The following is a 17,962-nucleotide window of genomic DNA, read 5'->3' on the forward strand; positions in this document are numbered from 1 at the left end:
CGGGTTTTCAAAACTTTGAGCACGAATGGCAAGCGACACTTCCGAGCATCGCCTGTATGGCGCTCAAACCTTTGAAATCAAGACGCCTTAATTCATGGCCGCTGCCCATCGGCGAGCGTCTCCACGAGGTCGATGATCCGGCGGCGGATGCGGGCATCGGCGATGCGGCTGAAGGCGCGGGCCAGGGCATGCGCTTCGCCCGAGGGGACATGCGGCAGGTCGAACGCCGGGCTGTGATCCTCGGCGAAGCCGTAGTCCATGTTTCGCTCGGACTCCGGGTGGGACTCCTTCGCGTCCTCGAAGAAATAGGCCACGGGGACCGCCAAGATACGCGCAATTTCCTGCAACCGGCTCGCGCCGATGCGGTTTGCACCCTTCTCGTACTTCTGCACTTGCTGGAATGTGACTCCGAGCTGATCACCCAGCTTCTCTTGAGTCATGCCGACCATGGTTCGGCGCAGTTTCAGTCGACTACCGACATGAATATCAATCGGATTCGGCTGTTTTCGCGGCGCCATGACCTCAACCTGTTTCATATTACGCCTCTGTCGCAATGCTATTTATCAGCGATGGCGCTCGACGATGCCGATGCTCCAGCGGTGTTGCAGGAGCCGGACAACCTCTACCCTACCTAGTTGCGCTGCCTCAAGTTAAAAGTGTTATTCGTGAATTGCGTGAGGGTCAGATTGACCGCTCACTTAGGTGCACGAAACAAACCACTTCTTGCAGAGACGGCGCCAAACACAACCCATGCGAGCAATAAGGCCATGGAACACGTAAACAGAGCATGACCAAATTGCGCGAAAAAGGTCGCGACTGGCTCATGTAATATCCCGTCGCGAAAATCCATACTATTTAAAGAAATTTCATAATTGAACCGTCCGTAGGGGTCGACAATGCCGGAAATCCCCGTATTTGCAACACGAACGGTCGAAAGCCCCTCCTCGATCGAGCGCAGCACGACGTGCCGCAGATGCTGGTAGGGCCCCGGCGTGTCCCCGAACCAGGCATCGTTCGTCACATTCAGGACCCATTTCGCGCCAGGATTGCGCCGTCCCTGGTAGAAAATCGCCTCGTAGCAAATGAGCGGCCTAGCCGCCGGCAAACCCGGCAGATTCAGCACGTCGCGAACACGTCCCGCCGAAAATTGATTCTCCCCTGCCGCGAGAGCACCCAGCCCTATACGTGAAAGGACAGCGCTAAACGGGACATATTCGCCAAACGGGACGAGGTGCGCTTTGTCATACTGTTCTACAATAGAGCCAGCGTCATCAATGACAAGAATGCTGTTTGTGGCCCTCTGGCCCTCCGCCGTCTGTTCCAGCGTGATCGCGCCCGCCACCAGGGTCCGCCCCGGCCCCAGCGCCCGCGCGATGTCGTATTGGGCAGCGCTCGGTGTGCGGTACACGAAAGGCATCGCCGTCTCGGGCCAGATGACGAGATCCGGCCGCGTGCCGTCCTCGCCCGGCGCTTCGGTCAGGCCGAGCAAGGTCGCCCAGATGCGCGCGCGCGCCTCCGGCTCCCACTTCTCCCGCTGCGGGATGGACGGTTGCACCAACCGCAGGCGCCCCCCCTCCATCGGCACCGCCTCATCGGTCAGGCGCGCGGCGCCGTAGACCCAAACCCCCGCCGTCAGCACCAGGATGAGCCCGGCCGATACAACCCGCCGCGCGAGAAGGAGCGCCGGGACCGTCCCCAGCATCACCGCCAGCGGCGCGAGCCCCGCCACCCCCGCCACCGCGACCCCCTGGGCGAGCGGCAACGAGGACGAGAGCTGCACCGCAGGTACGTTCCAGGGAAATCCGGTGAAGAGGATGCCGCGCAGCCACTCGGTGAGGGCGAGCGTGCCGGCGAGGCTCACGGTGCGCGAGGTGAATCCGGGCGGCGCCAGACCCGCCAGCGCCACCGCGAGCGCATGGAACGGAGCCAGCAGCAGCGGCAGACCCACCACCGCCAGCGGCAGCAGCACCGCATAACGGTCCGCATCGACGAGGAACGCCGCGCCGATCCACCACAACCCGGCCAGGTGATAGCCGAAGCCGAACGCCGCGCCGAGCAACGCCCGGCGGCGCAAGCGCGCCCCCACGGCCGCGCCGTCGTCGACGACAGCCCCCAGCGCCGCGAGCACCGAATAGGCCGCGATCGCCGGTAAGACGTCGAACGGCGGAAGCGTCAGAGAAAGAGCGGCGCCGGCGAGTGCGGCGGCGGTGAGGCGGGGGAAAGGCCGGCGGAGCGGGCGCGCCACCCTCTCCCGCCAGCCGGCTTCGGTGTCACGCATGGCCATCGTCTGTCATGGAAAATCTGCCGGGTCCTCGGGGGCCCGCTCGCGAAAAAGGGGCAGCCGCGCCGCCCCTTCCGCTGATCATCGCGCGGTCTGCGCGTCCTCTCCATCGTCCGCGTCGTGCGCCGAATGGATGGTGACCTTGACGCGCACGATGCGCCTCATGTCCGCCTCAAGAACCTCGAACTCGACGCCCGGAAGCTGGTCGGAGGTGACGATCTCGCCGCGCACCGGCACCCGGCCCAGAAGCGCGAAGACCACGCCGCCGAGGGTGTCGACGTCCTCGAAGAGGTCCGTGTCGGGGAAGCGAACCCCCGCCTCCTCCTGGAAATCGTCGACGTCCACCCGCGCATCGGCGATCCACGCCCCGTCGTCGGTGCGGGTCATCGTCGGCTCGTCCGGCCAGTCGTACTCGTCCTCGATGTCGCCGACGACGGTCTCGATCAGGTCCTCCAGCGACACGATGCCGTCGGTGCCGCCATATTCGTCCACCACCAGAGCGAGCTGGGTGCGGTTGGCCTGCATCCTCACCATCAGGTCCATCGCCGGCATGGAGGGCGGAACGAACAGGATCGGGCGGATGATGTTCATCTTCGACAACGGCCGCGACAGGTCCACGCTGCCGAGGCGGATGCCGTCTTCGGACATCGCCTCCTGCGCAACGCGGATCATCACGTCCTTGGCGTGAACGAAGCCGACGGGATCATCCAGCGTGTCACGATAGACCGGCAGGCGCGAATGGCCCGCCTCGCGGAATGTCTTCATCAGATCGCCGAGCGTGATGGTCTCGGGCACCGAATCGATATCGGCGCGCGGGATCATGACGTCCAGAATGCGCACGTCACGCAGCGACAGAATGTTCTGGAGAAGCCGGCGTTCTTCGGCGTTGAAAATCGCTTCTTCACCGGCGCCATCTTCCAACAGCGCCTGGGTGAGATTTTCTCGCAAGCCCTCGCCCCCGCGAAGGCCGAATGCGGTCAGAAGCCGGTCGAACCACCGGTCTTCGGACTCTCTATGGGTTGCGGCGGCTAGACCGTTCGGTCCAGCCGCGCGGGGACTATCAGCGTCGGCCATGGTCCTTTCGGCGCACGAAGCGCCCTCTCAACTCCCCTCATAGGGATCGGCGATGCCGAGCCCAGCCAATAAGGTCACTTCCACACGCTCCATCTCCTCGCGATCCTCTTCGACGATATGGTCGAAGCCGAGCAGATGCAGAACGCCATGCAGCGTCAGATGGGTGGTGTGGTCGGTGATCGGTATCCCCCGCTCTTTCGATTCCGCCTCACAGCGGTCGTAAGACAGGGCGATGCCACCCAAAAAGCACGCCTCACCCTCCTCAGGCTCCTCTCCCGACGGGAAAGCCAGCACGTTGGTGGGCGAGTCCTTCTCGCGAAAGCGGCGGTTCAGATCGTGCAGAACCGCATCGTCCGCAAATACGATGTCACACGCCACATTATAAGGCGGTGCGATGCCCGAAGCTGCGATCGAGGTCAAAACCATGTCGGAAATCGCGACCGGGTCCACGACCACGGGGTCCGACCGGGACCAGCGCACATCATCCACTCTGACGAAGGCTTGAAACGAGTCCGGACCGACCGGCCTGTCCTCATCGGCCGACTCGTCAGACGCGGCAAGGTCAAGCCGGGAAGGATCGAGCCGAGAGGGGTCGAGCGTGGCGGTCACGGATCGTCCTGTCGCGCGGTTTCCTGATCATAAGCTGCGACGATGCGGGCGACAAGCTCATGGCGCACGACATCTTCACCGCGGAAGCGGACATGGCCGATGCCCTCCACGCCCTTCAGAACGCGCGTCGCCTCGTGCAGCCCCGACACCACGCCCCGCGGCAGGTCCACCTGGGACGGATCGCCGGTGACGATCATCCGGCTCCCCTCGCCGAGACGGGTCAGAAACATCTTCATCTGCATCGCGGTGGTGTTCTGCGCTTCGTCCAGGATCGCCGCCGCATGGGTCAGCGTGCGCCCGCGCATGAAGGCCAGCGGCGCCACTTCGATGACACCGCTCTGCAAACCCCGCTCCACCTTGTCGGCGGGCATCATCTCATAAAGCGCGTCGTAAAGCGGGCGAAGGTAGGGGTCCACCTTCTCCTTCATGTCGCCGGGCAGGAAGCCGAGCCGCTCGCCCGCCTCCACCGCCGGACGCGACAGGATGATCCGCTCCACCAGGCCGCGCTCCAGAAGCTGCGCCGCGAACGCCACCGCCAGGAAGGTCTTGCCCGTGCCCGCCGGCCCGATGCCGAAGACGAGCTCGTTCTCCTCCATCGCGCGAATATAGGTGTTCTGCGTCGGCGAGCGCGCCTCGACCGTCTTCTTGCGCGTCGAGATCGAGCCCACCGAGCGCGGATTGTCGATCTGCGGCAGCGACAATTGCCGATCCTTGGCGCGCGCCAGGCGCACCGCCCCGTCGACGTCCGCCACGCGGATGTCGTGCCCCTTCTTCAGCCGCTGATAAAGGTGCTGCAAGGCGATGCGCGCATGGGCGCACGCCTCCTCGCTTCCCTGGATCGACACCTCGTTGCCGCGCGCCGCCGTCGACACCCCGAGCTTGTTCTCCAGCACCGCAAGATGCTGATCGAACTGGCCGAACAGGTCCGAGGCGAGCCGGTTGTCGTCGAAGGCGAGTGTGACGGTCTCCACCTCCGAAGGCATCGTCAAGCTGCCGCACTCCGCTCCGGCGCCACCTCGCCGAACAGGGAATTGCCCTCCGCCGCGGTGATGTCGACCTCCACCATGTCGCCCACCGCGCCGGCGCTCGCCGGAATGTGGACAGGCTGAAGATAAGGCGAGCGGCCGACCACCTGGCCCTCGCGCCGCCCCGGCTTCTCGATCAGCACGGGAACGCGCCGTCCGACCAGACCGAGGTTGAATTCTTTCTGCTGCGCCGTCAGCAGCGCCTGAAGCCGCTGCAACCGCTCGGACGCGACGTCCGCCGGGACCTGGTCCTCACGGCCCGCGGCCGGCGTTCCGGGACGCGGCGAATATTTGAACGAATAGGCGGAGGCATATTTCACCTCCTCCACCAGCGCCATGGTCGCCTCGAAGTCGGCATCCGTCTCGCCGGGGAAGCCGACGATGAAGTCCCCCGACAGCGCCAGATCGGGCCGCGCGTCACGAATGCGCGCGATCAGAGCGGCGTAGCTCCCGGCAGTGTGCTTGCGGTTCATCGCCTTCAAAATCCGATCCGATCCAGCCTGCACCGGCAAGTGCAAGTATGGCATCAACTTGGGTTCGTCACGATGGGCGGCAATGAGATCTTCACCCATATCGTTCGGATGGCTGGTGGTGAACCTGATCCGCGCCAGACCGTCCAGCGCGGCGAGGCGGCCGACGAGATCCGCCAGCGAGGCCGTCCCGCCTTTGCCGTCGCCGCCGTGATAGGCGTTGACGTTCTGGCCGAGCAGGGTGATTTCGCGCACCCCCGCGTCCACCAGCTGCACCGCCTCCTCCATCACCTCGGCCACGGGGCGCGAGACTTCGGCGCCGCGCGTATAAGGAACGACGCAGAAGGAGCAGAATTTGTCGCACCCTTCCTGCACGGTGAGGAAGGCCGTCACGCCGCGCGCCGTCACCGCGCGCCGGCTCGGACGGGCCAGATGCTCGAACTTGTCTTCGTCCAGCTCGGTGGCGACGGGCTTGGCCCCCGCCCCCGCCTTGGCGATCAGGTCCGGCAGATGATGATAGGCCTGCGGGCCGACGACGAAATCCACCCGCGGCTGACGGCGGATGATCTCCTCGCCCTCCGCCTGGGCGACGCAGCCGGCGACGCCGATCATCACCGGCGCACCCGCCGCACCGACCGCGCCCTTCAGCCGGCCGAGCTCGGAATAGACCTTCTCCGCCGCCTTCTCGCGGATATGGCAGGTGTTGAGAAGGACCAGATCCGCCCCCTCCTGCTCGTCCACCACGTCATAGCCCGACGCACGCAGCTGATCGGCCATGCGCGTGGCATCATAGACGTTCATCTGGCAGCCATAGCTCTTGATGAAGGCGCGTTTTTCCATCTCGACCTAAAAATCGTCCCGTGTTCAGACTGGTTCGCGGACGTCCTGCGCCGCTTTCTCGGGGCCGGCAACGGCGGCGGCATCGGCGGCGGTGCCCGGTCCGGTCACCGTTTCGGCGAGCCGCCCCGCGGTCGCCTCGCCGACGAGGCGGCGAACGGTCGCCTCGAGATCCCGCGTCATCGCCTTGCGCTCGGCCCCGCCCGAAAAAGGCACCGCCGGACCGAAGGCGACGTTCACGTCGATCACCCCGTGGCGCAGCACCCACCACAGATGCGAGGCCATCTCCATGTCCCCGTACCACGCCAGGCGCGTCTTATAAAAGCGGCCGATGGGAAGACCGTCGAGATGGGTATAATTCAGCGCCAAGGGCTGAACCGTCGCCTCGCCCTTGGCGGCCTCGATCGCTTTGGCCGCACCGCCCACAAGCGACGACTTGAACGGAAGCACATGGATGCCGTTGGAACTCGTCCCTTCCGCGAACAGAACCATCACGTCGCCGCCGGTCATCCGGTCCGCGATCTCGCCCGCGACGGCGCCAGTCTTCGCCCGCCTCTCACGCTCCACGAACACGGTGCGCTGAAGCTTGGCGAGAATGCCGAAGATCGGCCACCCCGCCACCTCCGACTTGGCGATATAGCTCAGCGGCATCACCGAGCCGATCACCACGATGTCGAGCCAGGAGACGTGGTTGGCGGTGATCAGCAGAGGGCGCGCCGGCGAGGGCGTCCCGTGGACATGCACCTTGATGCCCATCAGCTTCACCGCGGACCTGTGCCACCACCAGGGCAGCACGCGCTGCGCCCTCTTCCACCCGGTCGCCATGGCGACGAGCTGGCAGGGGATCAGAACGAGCGATGTGACGATAAGGCCGAGGATGACGTAGATCGCGCGGATCAGCGACACGGGGCAGAGGCTCCTGACCGCAGCCGTTCGAATGCGGGCTGCTTGAACTCCAAACGCATGGTCAGCGCCTTCTGACGGGCACCGCCGTTCCCGCCATAATAGTCCGGCCGCTCGCCGACAACCTCGAACCCCGTGCGTCTATAGAGCGCCACGGCCGCGGTATTGTGCGGGTCCACCTCGAGGAAGACCTCGCGCACCCGCTCGGCATAAAGGTGGCGCATGGCCGCGTTCAGAAGCAGCCGGCCGATGCCCGAGCGGCGCTGGCGCGGATGAACCGCCATTGTCAACACCTCCGCCTCGTCGGCGGCCTGGCGCACGGTGATGAAGCCGATGGGCCTGCGGCTGGCGGTGGCGCTGATCCGGCGGGCGACGAACGTGGCGACGCCAGGACCCTCGTTCAGCGCCGCCTGCTCGTCGGCCGACCAGGGCACGGCGAAGGAGGCGGCGTGGATCTCCTCCAGCGTCTCGAAGTCCGCGGGGCCGACACGATCAATCACCCGAGGGACCGAAAATAACCCCAATATCACCGGTGAAGCGCCACTCTTTTCATCGCCCCATTGGGCCACAACGCTCACGCGCGCGCCAGTGCTTTGTGCGTCTGGGGCTGCGCGTCGACCGGGGCGAGGTAAAGCGGCGTCGGCTCGCGGCCCTCGCCGCCCCGGCCGGCCAGCCGGGCCACCGCGCCGAGGTCGATCCGCTCGACCACGTGGCCTTCGCCGAGCGCGGCCATCGCCTCCGCCTGACCGGCGATGAAGGCGCCGGTGTCCTTGGCGAGCTCCAGCGCCTCGCCGACCTCCATGCGCGCCATCTTGATCGGCCCGTCCACGGACAGGAGCGCGTAGAGCGAGCCGTGGCGCGCGTCGATCGCCGTCAGCACGGTGCCGCCGAAGGGCTCGGCCATCGCCTCCAAGGTGGTGACGCCGACGGCCGGAATGCCCCGCGCCACCGCAACGCCCTTGGCGAAGGCGACGCCGACACGCACCCCGGTGAACGACCCCGGCCCCACGGTGACGGCGACCCGCTCCAGCGCGTCGTAACCCGCCCCCGCCTCGGCGAAGACGCGCGCGACGTGATCGACGATCGCTTCGGCGTCACCCTGAGCCGGTCCGCGCGACATCGCCGCGACGGTTCCGTCAGACGCGATCAGCGCGGCCTGACAGTCGGCCAGCGCCGTATCGATAGCCAGCGTGAAGGTCACGCGACGGGACGAACCTCGACCACTTCGGGAACGAAGTGCTTGAGAAGGTTCTGAATCCCCATCTGCAACGTCATCGTGGAGGACGGGCATCCCGCGCAGGCTCCGCGCATCGACAGCGAGACCACACCGTCACGATAGGAGCGGAAGACGATGTCGCCGCCGTCACCGGCCACGGCCGGACGCACGCGCTCGTCGAGGATCTCCTTGATCATCGCCACGGTGCCGGCGTCTTCCTCCAGGAAGTCCTCCTCGCCGTCGGCGGTCGCCTCGACATGGGCGCCGTCGTCCAGCACGGGATCACCGGAGAGATAATGCTCCATGATGGCGCCGAGCACGGCCGGCTTCAAATGCGGCCAGGGCGTCGCGTCCTTGGAGACGGAGATGAAGTCCGCGCCGAGGAAGACGCCGGTCACGCCGTCGACCGCGAAGAGGCGGCGGGCGAGCGGCGAAGCCTCGGCGGCGCCGGCTTCGGTATAGTCGACGACGCCGGATTCCATGACGGTCTTGCCCGGCAGGAATTTCAGCGTTTCGGGGTTCGGTGTCGCTTCGGTCTGAATAAACATGACTTTTTTCTCCCCAGGCGGTTCAAAGCCGCCGCGAAGTCGTAACCCAAGACATAAGCGACGAAGCGCGCCCCCACAACGCCTCACGACGACGCTCACCTTCCCGTGCCCTCGTGCCCCGCCCTCGCGCCGCGCCCTCGCGACGCGTGCCCCCGCGCCCCAACGAGGCGCCTACGCATCTCGGGCCCGCTTGCCTGATCGCCGGAGCCGCCTTCGCACAAATCCCTTGGCGGAGATGGTGGTCCCTTGCCAAGGAGCCGCAGGCCGGCTTTAGCCGCTTGTCCTTGGCGAGGGGCCGCCATCTCTGCCACGCGGTGCAGGGCGAAGGTGGGTCCGGCGATCAGGCGGCCCCCTGATCGCTGGTGGGTCCCGAGCCCGCCGGAGGCCGCCATCTCTGCCACGCGGTGCAGGGCGAAGGTGGGTCCGGCGATCAGGCGGCCCCCTGATTGCTGGTGAGCCCGAGCCCGCCGGAGGCCGCGGCGCCGCCCCCGATCAAGGCGCCGCCGTCACGTCGACCCACACCAGGCGATTGTCCGACGCCGGGGCGAGGCGCGCCAGTGGACGGCCGTCCGCGGGCCAGAACACGCCGGCCCCGGTCACGGCGAGGGGGCCGAAGGGCTGAACGTAGTCGACCCGCAGCCCGCCGCCGAACTCCGCGGTGGCGGCCGTGCGGGCGCCCAGAGGCGTCACCGGGACGGCGCCGGGCGCATCCAGCAGACGGGCGACGGCGCCGGGCCGGGAATCGCCGCGTGCCGGATCGGCGTTGAGGTCGCCCATCACCACCGCGGCGGCGCCGGGTGCAAGGCCGCCCGCAACGCCAGCGTCGTCAACCGCATAGCCGCCCCCACGCGGGTCGAGCAGATCGACGAGGAGGCGGATCTCGTCGGCGTTGCGGCGGCCGTTCCAGTCGATCGCCGGATCGTCGAACACGGGCGGCGTCGGGTGCGCGGCGATCACCGTCACCGGCCCGGCGGGGGTCGCGATGCGCGCCATCAGATGCGTCTTGGAGGACAGCGGCAGCACGGCGAGCGCTTCGGCGGAATAGTACCCGTCCGGGATCAGCGCCCCCGGCACATCGCGCCACAGGAGGCCGCCGAAGGTGCGCACATCGTCGACGGGAAAGCGCGACAGGAGCGCAAAGGCATAGTGGCCCGGATGGTGGCCGAACCCCTTTGCGTCACGCGGCCCCGCGGCGACCCCGTCACCGTCCAGATCGACGCCGGAGGGCACGCCGGTGTTGCTGACCGGAAAAAGACTGTGGGGATAATCGATCCCCTCGGCGCCGCCCTCGCCGGTGCGCAGCGCTTCGCGCATGAGGGTCAGCGCCTCGCCGGCCTCGTCCCGGTCCAGCTCCTGCAGCACCAGAACGTCGGGCGCGGCGCGCTGGATCGTCTCGACCACGAGGCGGACCTGAGGATCGCCGCCGGCCCGCAGCCGCTCCAGCACGGCGCCCGGCGCATCGTCGCTCAGCGCCGCGTTGAAGGTGGCGAAGCGGAGGGAGCCCGGCGCCTTCTGCTGCGGCTCGCCCACAGGCTGCGCCCACGCAGGAAGGGCGGCGCCGAAGAGCGCCATCAGCGCCAGCCCCAGCGCCCGGCGGCGCCCCGCCCCGTCAGTCCCCCACAAGGGAGAGGTGGCGCTTGCGGTCGAACACCTTCAGCACCGCGTCGAGGTCGTGGCCGCGCTTCAGGATCAGCCCCTGGCTCGACACGACGGCCCACATGCCCTGCCGCCGCGCCAGCTTGGGGGTTTTGGTGACACGGTACATCGGCACCTCGCCCATGCGGCGGAAGATCGAGAAGACGGCGGTCTCCTTGCCGAAATCCATCGCATAATCGCGCCATTCGCCCGCGGCCACCATGCGGCCATAGACCCTGAGGATCTGCGACAGCTCGGTTCGGTGGAAGGCGACCATCGGCATCACCGGGCCGCGCTGCGGCGCGGTTTGGGCGGCGGGCTGGGCGGCGACACCGTGGGCGCTTCCCGCGGTTCCGGCACTTGCGGCCGGGGCCGCCGCCGCACCGGTCGCGCGCTGCGGCCGCAGCGGCACCACCCGACTATCCTCTGCCTCTGCCATCGGCATCTCCAGATCAGTTAGCCGCCGAAGCCTGACCTGTTCGGGCGCGGGGCGCAATCCTCTTGAATGCCACGCCCGAGGGGCGCATCTCTTGCCTATGTGCGAACTTTCAAGCGTTGAGAGAGAATGAGCCAAGCCGAAACCCGCGCCTTTGAAGCCGATGTCGCTCGCCTGCTGCACCTCATGGTGCACTCGGTCTATTCCAGCCCCGACGTCTTCCTGCGCGAGCTCATTTCAAACGCCGCCGACGCCTGCGAGAAGCTGCGCCACACCGCCCAGACCGACGCGTCGCTGATGGGCGAAGGCGGCCTCGCCATCACCATCACGCCCGACAAGGCGGCCGGCCGGCTCACCATCGCTGACAACGGCATCGGCATGTCGCGCGACGAGCTGATCGAAAATCTCGGCACCATGGCGCGCTCCGGCACGGAGAAATTCCGCCGCGCGCTGGAGGAGAAGGACGGCGAAGCCAAGGAAGGCAAAGCCCTCATCGGCCAGTTCGGCGTCGGCTTCTACTCCGCCTTCATGGTGGCGTCCGAGGTCTCCGTCGTCTCGCGCGCCGCAGGCTCTGCCGAGGCGTGGCGGTGGACGTCGAACGGTTCCGGCGAATTCACCATCGCCCCCGTCCCCGCCGACGATGCGCCCGCCCGCGGCACCACGGTCACCCTCACCCTGCGCGAGGATCATACCGACTACGCCGAGGAAGCCACCATCGAGCGCCTGGTGAAGCACCACTCGGCGCACGTCCCGGTGCCCATCCTCATCGCCGGGACGGGCGAGGAGGACGCCACGCGCGAACTCGTCGACGGGACGGCGCTGTGGGCGAAGCCGAAGTCCGAGATCACGGCAGAGGAATATAACGACTTCTACCGGTTCACCGCCGGCGCGTTCGACGAGCCGGCGCTGACCATCCACGCCCGCGTGGAAGGCCGCCAGGAATATACCCAGCTCCTGTTCGTCCCCTCGATGGCGCCGTTCGACCTCTTCGAGCCGGACCGCAAGGGGCGCATCAAGCTCTATGTCCGCCGCGTCTTCATCACCGACGACGCGCCGCTGATCGCCCCCTACCTGCGCTTCGTGCGCGGGCTGGTCGATTCGGAGGACCTGCCGCTCAATCTCAGCCGCGAGATGCTGCAGACCAACCCGATGCTGACGCAGATGAAGAACGCGATCACCCGCCGCGTTCTGACCGAGCTGAAGAAGCTGGCCGACACCGACGCCGAGACCTACGCCAAGGTCTGGGACGCGTTCGGCCCGGTGCTGAAAGAGGGTCTGTACGAGGACGCAGAGCGGCGCGACGAGATCTTCGCGCTGGCCCGCTTCAAGACCACGACGCATCCGGACGGCGGCCGCAAACTCGCCGACTACATCGCCGACCTGAAGGACAACCAGACCGCGATCTACTACGCGGTGGGCGAGGATCACGCCCGCCTCGCCGCTTCGCCGCATCTGGAAGGGTTCGCCGCGCGCGGGGTGGAGGTGCTGCTTCTGTCCGATCCGGTCGACGCCTTCTGGGTGCGCACCGCTCTGGGGTTCGAGGGCAAGCCCTTCAAGTCCGTCACGCAAGGGTCGGCCGATCTCGACCAGATCGCGCTGAAGGACACCAAGCACGTCCCCGAAGAGGCGAAGGCGAGCGACATCGCCACCTTGTCGGCGCTGATCAAAGAGACGCTGGGCGAGCGGGTGAGCGAGGTGAAGACGTCCGCGCGCCTTGCCACCAGCCCCGCCTGCCTGGTGGCGCCCGACATGGGCTACGACAAGGCGCTGGAGAAGATCGTCGGCCGCCAGGGCCAGGGGCTCGGCATGAAGCCGATCCTGGAGCTGAACCCGTCCCACCCCCTGATCCGCGAGCTTTCGGCGCGGGCGGCGACCGGCGGCGCGGCCGACACCATCGGCGATGCGGCGTGGCTTCTCTTGGGCGCGGCGCAGATCATGGACGGTGACGCCCCGGCCGACGCTACCGAGTTCAACACCCGCCTGATGACGGCGATGGCCGCGTTCGTGAAAAGCCCGGCGCGTAGTGACCACGCCGACTCCATCGCCGTCGAAGGCGGCGACGGCAACGGCGACTGACAGGCCCCGGACAACGCGACGCCCTTGCGGTGGCCGAACCCGGAACGCCACCGCGCTGCGCCCGCGCCCCCGCCGGTTGCAAGGGGCGGACATCCGCCCCCACCCGAGCGCAGGGGCGGATAGCCGCCCCACCCGAGCGCAGAGGGCGGACAGCCGCCCTCCTGACCGCAGGGGCCGGACAGCCGCCCCGCCCGACCGCAGAGGGCGGACAGCCGCCCCCACCCCACCGCAGTAGGCGGACAGCCGCCCTCCTGACCGCAGGGGGCGGACAGCCGCCCCGCCCGACCGCAGAGGGCGGACAGCCGCCCCCACCCCACCGCAGTAGGCGGACAGCCGCCCTCCTGACCGCAGGGGGCGGACAGCCGCCCCCACCCCACCGCAGTAGGCGGACAGCCGCCCTCCTGACCGCAGGGGGCGGACAGCCGCCCCGCCCGACCGCAGGGGGCGGTGCCCGGCCTCCTCCGGCAAAGCGCTCCTGCATTGACGGCGCGGCCCGCATGGCCTTAACCGTCGCGCCGCCGCCGTGATCCGATGGCGGCCCGTTCGCCGGCCGAGGCCCCGATGCCCTTCTCCACCGACACGCTCCTCGCCCTCGTCACCTTCGCCTTCGTCACCACGGTGACGCCGGGGCCGAACAACTTCATGCTCGCCTCCTCCGGCGCCACATTCGGCTATTGGCGCACGCTGCCGCATATCTTCGGCGTCTGCCTCGGCTTCCCGGTGATGCTCTTCGTGGTGACGCTCGGCCTCGGCGAGATCTTCCGCACCCAGCCCGCGGTGCGCGAGGTGGTGACCGTCGCGGGGCTCGGCGTGATGCTCTACCTCGCCTTTCGCATCGCCACGCAAAACGCCGCCAAGGCGAAGAAGGGCACCGCGCGCCCGCTCGGCTTCTTCTCCGCGGCGGCCTTCCAGTGGGTGAACCCGAAGGCCTGGGTGCTCTCCATCGGCGTTGCGGCGACCTTCGCGTCGGGCCTGTCGCCGACGGCCGAAGCGGCCATCTCGGCCTTCGTCTTCCTGCTGACGGGGATGGCGACGGCGAACGCCTGGGCGGCCGCCGGGGCGGCGCTGCAGCGGCTGCTCGGCACGGGCATCCGGCTGCGCATCTTCAACGCCGTCCTGGCGGGGTTGCTGGCGCTGTCGGCGGTGTGGATCGTCGTCGACCGCTGAGGCCCGGCCCGCGCGCCAGATGGCGCTTGCGGCGGGGCGTGAGTTGGCGCAAAGGGTTTCGATGCCCGTGCCCATCTCCCCGTTCGACCGTCTTCGCAGCCTGATCGGCGACACCCCCGCCGGTGCCCCGGTGATCGACCTTTCGGTCGGTGTCCCCAAGCACGCCCCGCCGGATTTCATCCTTCCGGTGCTGGCCGCCTCGGCCGACGGCTACAGGCCCTATCCGGCGATCACCGGCACCCCCGCCTTCCAGGCCGCGATCCACGACTGGCTGGACCGCCGCTACGCGCTGGACGGATGGTTCCGCGACGTCGGCGCAGTCCTGCCTCTCGCCGGGAGCCGCGAAGGCCTGGTCCTCTCGGTGGTCACGGCGCGCGATCTTCTGGCGAAGGACAACCCCGTCGTCCTCCACGCCAACCCCTACTATCAGGCCTATCTGGGAGCAGCACACATGATCGGCGCGGAGGCGGTGGGCGTTCCCACCCCGCCGACCGGCTCGCCACTGCCGGACTTCAGCGCCATCCCGGACGCGACGCTGGACCGGGCGATCGCCTACTATTTCGGCTCGCCCTCCAACCCGGCGGGGCTGACCGCGTCGAAGGCCGACTGGCACAACCTGTTCGACCTCGCCGAGAAACACGACTTCTTCCTTTTCGCAGACGAGTGCTACTCGGAGATCTACCGCGAGGAGGCCGGCCCGCCCGCCGGTGCGCTGGAGGCCGCGCGCGAACGGCCGGAGGCGCTGAAGCGGCTCATCGTCCTCAACTCCCTCTCCAAGCGGTCGAACTTGGCGGGTATGCGCATCGGCTTCGTCGCCGGCGACAGGGAGGTCATGAAGGCGATGACCACCATGCGCAATCAGATTGCGAGCCAGGTGCCGGTGCCGCTGCAACAGGCCGCCATCGCCTGCTACCAGGACGAGGCGCACGTCGCCGAAAACCGCCGCCTCTACGACGCCAAGTTCGCCGCGGCGGATGCGATCCTCGGCCCCGTCTTCGGCGGCCCGGTGACGCCTCCGGGCGGCTTCTGCCTGTGGCTCCCGGTGGCGGACGACATCGCCTTCGTGAAGGCGCTCTGGGCCGAAGCCGGTGTTCGCGCCCTCCCCGGCAGCCTCCTCGCCACAGGCGAGGGTGCGGCCAATCCGGGGCGCGGGCGCATCCGCCTCGCCGTCGTCTCGCCCTACGACGAGGCCTGCGAGGGTTTCCGCCGCATCGCCGCCCTGATGCAGCGCGAGGGCGCCGTTCGCGAGTTGGCCGCGGGGTAACCCGCGCCACCGCCGGGTTACCTCCCCGGAGCGCGCATTAAGAAAGCGGTAACCCATGGGTTACCTCAAGTTGCAAACAGCGCCGCCGCACCAGCCAACACCGCCGGCCAACCAACCCTGCACCATCCCGCCCCAAGTCCGCGTCCACGGCCGGGCAAACGCACCGCGGCGGTCCCCTGCCTTGCGTCCCGGAGCCAGCCATCGCTGATGCCCGGTGGAGCGGAAAGGCGTGGGGGCTGCAAGGGTTCAAGCGGAGCGGCCCTTGCGGCGCCCACGCCTTTTCGCTCAGGGCATCATCAGCGATGGCTGGGTCAGGGACGCAAGGCAACGCCCTGCGACCTGGTGAAGCCGGAGCGCCCGTGAGGCGCCGCCGCCCGCCGCACCGGCGCCGATCAGACGATCGCGTCGATCTCTTCTTCGCTGAGGCCGCCTGGAACGATGGTGATGGGGACCGGGTAGGCGCCCGCCTGTCCGCCGGCGATGGCGCTGACCAGAGGTCCGGGCCCCTCGGAGCCCTGGGCGGCGGCCAGCACCAGCACCATGATGGCCGGGTCCTCGGCGATCGCCTGGCGGATCCCTTCGATCCGGTTGGCGATCACCACCTTGCGCTCGGGCTCGGCGGGCAGCTTCGGCGCCATCTTGGTGAGGACGCGGTCCAGCATTTCCTGGGCCTCTTCCTCGGCCTCTTCGCGCATCAAGTTCTCGACACCCAGCCAGTGCTGGAACTCCGACGTGGCGGCGATGCACAGGGCGACGACGCTCGCCCCCGTCTTCGCCGCGCGCTTGGCGGCGTAGATGATCGCCAGCTCACATTCGGGCGTCTCGTCGACGATGACGAGAAACTTGCGCGCGCTCACCGAGGAGAGTCGCCGCGCAGCGGAATGTAGTTGATCTCGAACAGGTCCGGATCAACGCTGACGCCGGTGGACACGTTGTAGATCGACACGGACGTTTCCTGCCCTTTGCCGTCGATCACGTTCCACTGCTTCAGCTCCTTGGTCTCCGCGTCGAAGAGCAGCGTCAGCGCGCCTTCGCCGAAGGCCGTGTTCTCCTCGATGCGCACGGAGATCAGGTCCGGCGCCACCTCGACGTCGGTCACCTTGGCGTCTTCGGTCAGGTTGATGGTGTTGTCGAGGAGGAAGCGGAGCGGCGTCTTCGACAGCGGCCAGATGTCCTGCGTGTTGCGGCGGCGATCGCGCACGGCGACGGACTGGCCGTCGGCGATGATGTCGAGCGTCGACGGACGGTCGTAGAAGAAGCGCACCTTGCCGGGGCGGGAGATGGCGAAGCGTCCCTGGGTGCGTGAGCCGTCCGGACCGAACTGGACGAATTCGCCCCGCATGGTGTGGATGGCATTGAAATAGCTGTTGATCTCGGTCAGCGCCTGGTCGGTGGCGGCGTGGGCGGTCGACGCGAGCGGGGCCGTCACAAGGGCGGCGGCGAGAAGTGCATTACGAACAAGCCTGTTCATCGCGGTCCTCCGAATGGGTGGTCGACCCTGTGATGCGAGGGTTCGCCTGTCTGGCCGGTGAATGAGCACACCCGGCCGGTCCGGGGCAACCATCCCGTTTCAGCCTTAACGAACCGTCACCGTTCTTCGCGCGATCTCGCACAGGACGCTTGCCGAAGGTCAACCAATTTCGCGCCGCGCTCATGCGGCTTTCAGCGCGGCCAGCTCGGCCTCCAGCTCGGCGATGCGCTGGTGCAGCGGCGCGGCGGCGGCGGCGATCTCCTCGCGCGTAAAACGCGGCGTGATGTGCTGCGGGCAGTTCCAGTCGAACGCCTCGACCTTCACCGTGACGGCACGTTCCACGCGGGCGCGGTAGCCGGGCACGGCGAGGCGGGCGGCAAGCTCGGGCGCGTCGGCCGCCTCGGCCACGCTCATGCGGCCGATGAGCTTGATGCGCGCCTGCCGGGCGTGATCCAGAACGATGAGGGAGACGCGCGGATCGGCCGCGACATTGCCGACCGAAATATATTGGCGGTTGCCGCGAAAGTCCGCCCAGCCGATCGTCAGCGGGTCGAGGACGCGCAGGAAGCCTTTGGGGCCGCCGCGAAACTGAACATAAGGCCAGCCGCTTTGCGACACCGAGGCCAGGAAGAAGCCGTCCTGCTCGGCGAGGAAAGCGGCCTCCTGCGGGCCGAGCCCCGCCTCGACGCCGGAGGCTGCGGCATCCTCCGGCGCGGCGGCGGCGCGGGCGTAGGTGTCGCGCGAGCCGTAGCGGCTTTGGACCGCCTGGACGGCGGGGGTGAACATCGTCGTCTGGTAGCGCTGGCGCATCAGGTCCTCCGAGCCGAGAATCCGTGGCATGGCACGTCGTGGCGCGAGAGGATCGAGATGGTGACGCCATCGCCGCCGCGCCGCTCACATCACCGCGATTGCGCACAAGTTGATCACGCACAAAAAAAGCGCGCCGGTGG

18 protein-coding genes are annotated in these 17,962 nt (G+C 68.0%); 3 read left to right on the top strand and 15 right to left on the bottom strand.

The window, feature by feature from the left end:
• Positions 1–92 precede the first annotated feature (92 nt).
• The 12 genes from BIX52_RS01910 to BIX52_RS01965 all read right to left on the bottom strand — a co-directional run bounded on the left by BIX52_RS01910 (position 93) and on the right by BIX52_RS01965 (position 11,037).
• Complete coding sequence (locus BIX52_RS01910; protein ID WP_245803086.1) at positions 93–536, bottom strand: helix-turn-helix domain-containing protein; 444 nt, start codon at positions 534–536, stop codon at positions 93–95.
• 158 nt (positions 537–694) lie between these two features.
• A complete protein-coding gene (gene lnt, locus BIX52_RS01915) occupies positions 695–2,278 on the bottom strand; it encodes an apolipoprotein N-acyltransferase (protein WP_075220098.1) in 1,584 nt (527 codons plus the stop codon).
• Between the two features lie 84 nt (positions 2,279–2,362).
• A complete protein-coding gene (locus BIX52_RS01920; protein WP_205647671.1) occupies positions 2,363–3,355 on the bottom strand; it encodes a hemolysin family protein in 993 nt (330 codons plus the stop codon).
• A gap of 27 nt (positions 3,356–3,382) precedes the next feature.
• A complete protein-coding gene (ybeY, locus tag BIX52_RS23415) occupies positions 3,383–3,964 on the bottom strand; it encodes an rRNA maturation RNase YbeY (protein ID WP_075219308.1) in 582 nt (193 codons plus the stop codon).
• Positions 3,961–4,947: a PhoH family protein gene (locus tag BIX52_RS01930; RefSeq protein WP_075219309.1), complete on the bottom strand. Its 987-nt coding sequence runs from the start codon at positions 4,945–4,947 to the stop codon at positions 3,961–3,963. Before BIX52_RS01930 ends, ybeY begins: the two co-directional genes overlap by 4 nt.
• Before the next feature lie 2 nt (positions 4,948–4,949).
• Positions 4,950–6,299, bottom strand: a complete 1,350-nt coding sequence (miaB, locus tag BIX52_RS01935; RefSeq protein ID WP_075219310.1) for a tRNA (N6-isopentenyl adenosine(37)-C2)-methylthiotransferase MiaB — start codon at positions 6,297–6,299, stop codon at positions 4,950–4,952.
• Positions 6,300–6,323: 24 nt separating this feature from the next.
• The gene (gene olsA, locus BIX52_RS01940; protein WP_075219311.1) at positions 6,324–7,202 is read right to left on the bottom strand and encodes a lyso-ornithine lipid O-acyltransferase; all 879 of its coding nucleotides are present in this window, start codon (positions 7,200–7,202) and stop codon (positions 6,324–6,326) included.
• Positions 7,193–7,699 carry a GNAT family N-acetyltransferase gene (locus tag BIX52_RS01945; RefSeq protein WP_205647672.1) on the bottom strand — a complete coding sequence of 169 codons (507 nt, stop codon included), beginning with the start codon at positions 7,697–7,699 and terminating at the stop codon, positions 7,193–7,195. The genes olsA and BIX52_RS01945 overlap by 10 nt, the downstream gene beginning before the upstream one ends.
• A 74-nt stretch (positions 7,700–7,773) precedes the next feature.
• Positions 7,774–8,400: a tRNA (adenosine(37)-N6)-threonylcarbamoyltransferase complex dimerization subunit type 1 TsaB gene (gene tsaB, locus BIX52_RS01950; protein ID WP_205647673.1), complete on the bottom strand. Its 627-nt coding sequence runs from the start codon at positions 8,398–8,400 to the stop codon at positions 7,774–7,776.
• Positions 8,397–8,963 (bottom strand): NifU family protein, encoded by a 567-nt coding sequence (locus BIX52_RS01955; RefSeq protein ID WP_075219312.1) that lies wholly within the window; start codon positions 8,961–8,963, stop codon positions 8,397–8,399. Before BIX52_RS01955 ends, tsaB begins: the two co-directional genes overlap by 4 nt.
• 492 nt (positions 8,964–9,455) lie before the next feature.
• Positions 9,456–10,586, bottom strand: a complete 1,131-nt coding sequence (locus BIX52_RS01960) for an endonuclease/exonuclease/phosphatase family protein (RefSeq protein ID WP_205647674.1) — start codon at positions 10,584–10,586, stop codon at positions 9,456–9,458.
• Positions 10,573–11,037 (bottom strand): DUF2794 domain-containing protein, encoded by a 465-nt coding sequence (locus BIX52_RS01965; protein ID WP_075220101.1) that lies wholly within the window; start codon positions 11,035–11,037, stop codon positions 10,573–10,575. Before BIX52_RS01965 ends, BIX52_RS01960 begins: the two co-directional genes overlap by 14 nt.
• A 126-nt stretch (positions 11,038–11,163) precedes the next feature.
• Between BIX52_RS01965 and htpG the strand changes: the two genes are divergently transcribed.
• From htpG to BIX52_RS01980, 3 genes are all read left to right on the top strand, one after another.
• A complete protein-coding gene (gene htpG / locus BIX52_RS01970; RefSeq protein WP_075219314.1) occupies positions 11,164–13,110 on the top strand; it encodes a molecular chaperone HtpG in 1,947 nt (648 codons plus the stop codon).
• A 561-nt stretch (positions 13,111–13,671) separates the two neighbouring features.
• Complete coding sequence (locus BIX52_RS01975) at positions 13,672–14,277, top strand: LysE family translocator (protein WP_075220102.1); 606 nt, start codon at positions 13,672–13,674, stop codon at positions 14,275–14,277.
• 61 nt (positions 14,278–14,338) lie between these two features.
• Positions 14,339–15,541: an aminotransferase class I/II-fold pyridoxal phosphate-dependent enzyme gene (locus tag BIX52_RS01980; RefSeq protein WP_245803087.1), complete on the top strand. Its 1,203-nt coding sequence runs from the start codon at positions 14,339–14,341 to the stop codon at positions 15,539–15,541.
• Between the two features lie 392 nt (positions 15,542–15,933).
• Here the strand turns inward: BIX52_RS01980 and BIX52_RS01985 are convergent, their stop codons facing one another.
• From BIX52_RS01985 to BIX52_RS01995, 3 genes are all read right to left on the bottom strand, one after another.
• A complete protein-coding gene (locus BIX52_RS01985; RefSeq protein ID WP_075219316.1) occupies positions 15,934–16,398 on the bottom strand; it encodes a universal stress protein in 465 nt (154 codons plus the stop codon).
• On the bottom strand, positions 16,395–17,012 hold the full coding sequence (locus BIX52_RS01990; RefSeq protein ID WP_075219317.1) for a LolA family protein: 618 nt from the start codon (positions 17,010–17,012) through the stop codon (positions 16,395–16,397). Before BIX52_RS01990 ends, BIX52_RS01985 begins: the two co-directional genes overlap by 4 nt.
• Before the next feature lie 180 nt (positions 17,013–17,192).
• Complete coding sequence (locus BIX52_RS01995; protein WP_075220103.1) at positions 17,193–17,822, bottom strand: pyridoxamine 5'-phosphate oxidase family protein; 630 nt, start codon at positions 17,820–17,822, stop codon at positions 17,193–17,195.
• Positions 17,823–17,962 lie beyond the last annotated feature (140 nt).

The organism is Acuticoccus yangtzensis (assembly GCF_001927245.1).
GTDB lineage: Bacteria > Pseudomonadota > Alphaproteobacteria > Rhizobiales > Amorphaceae > Acuticoccus > Acuticoccus yangtzensis.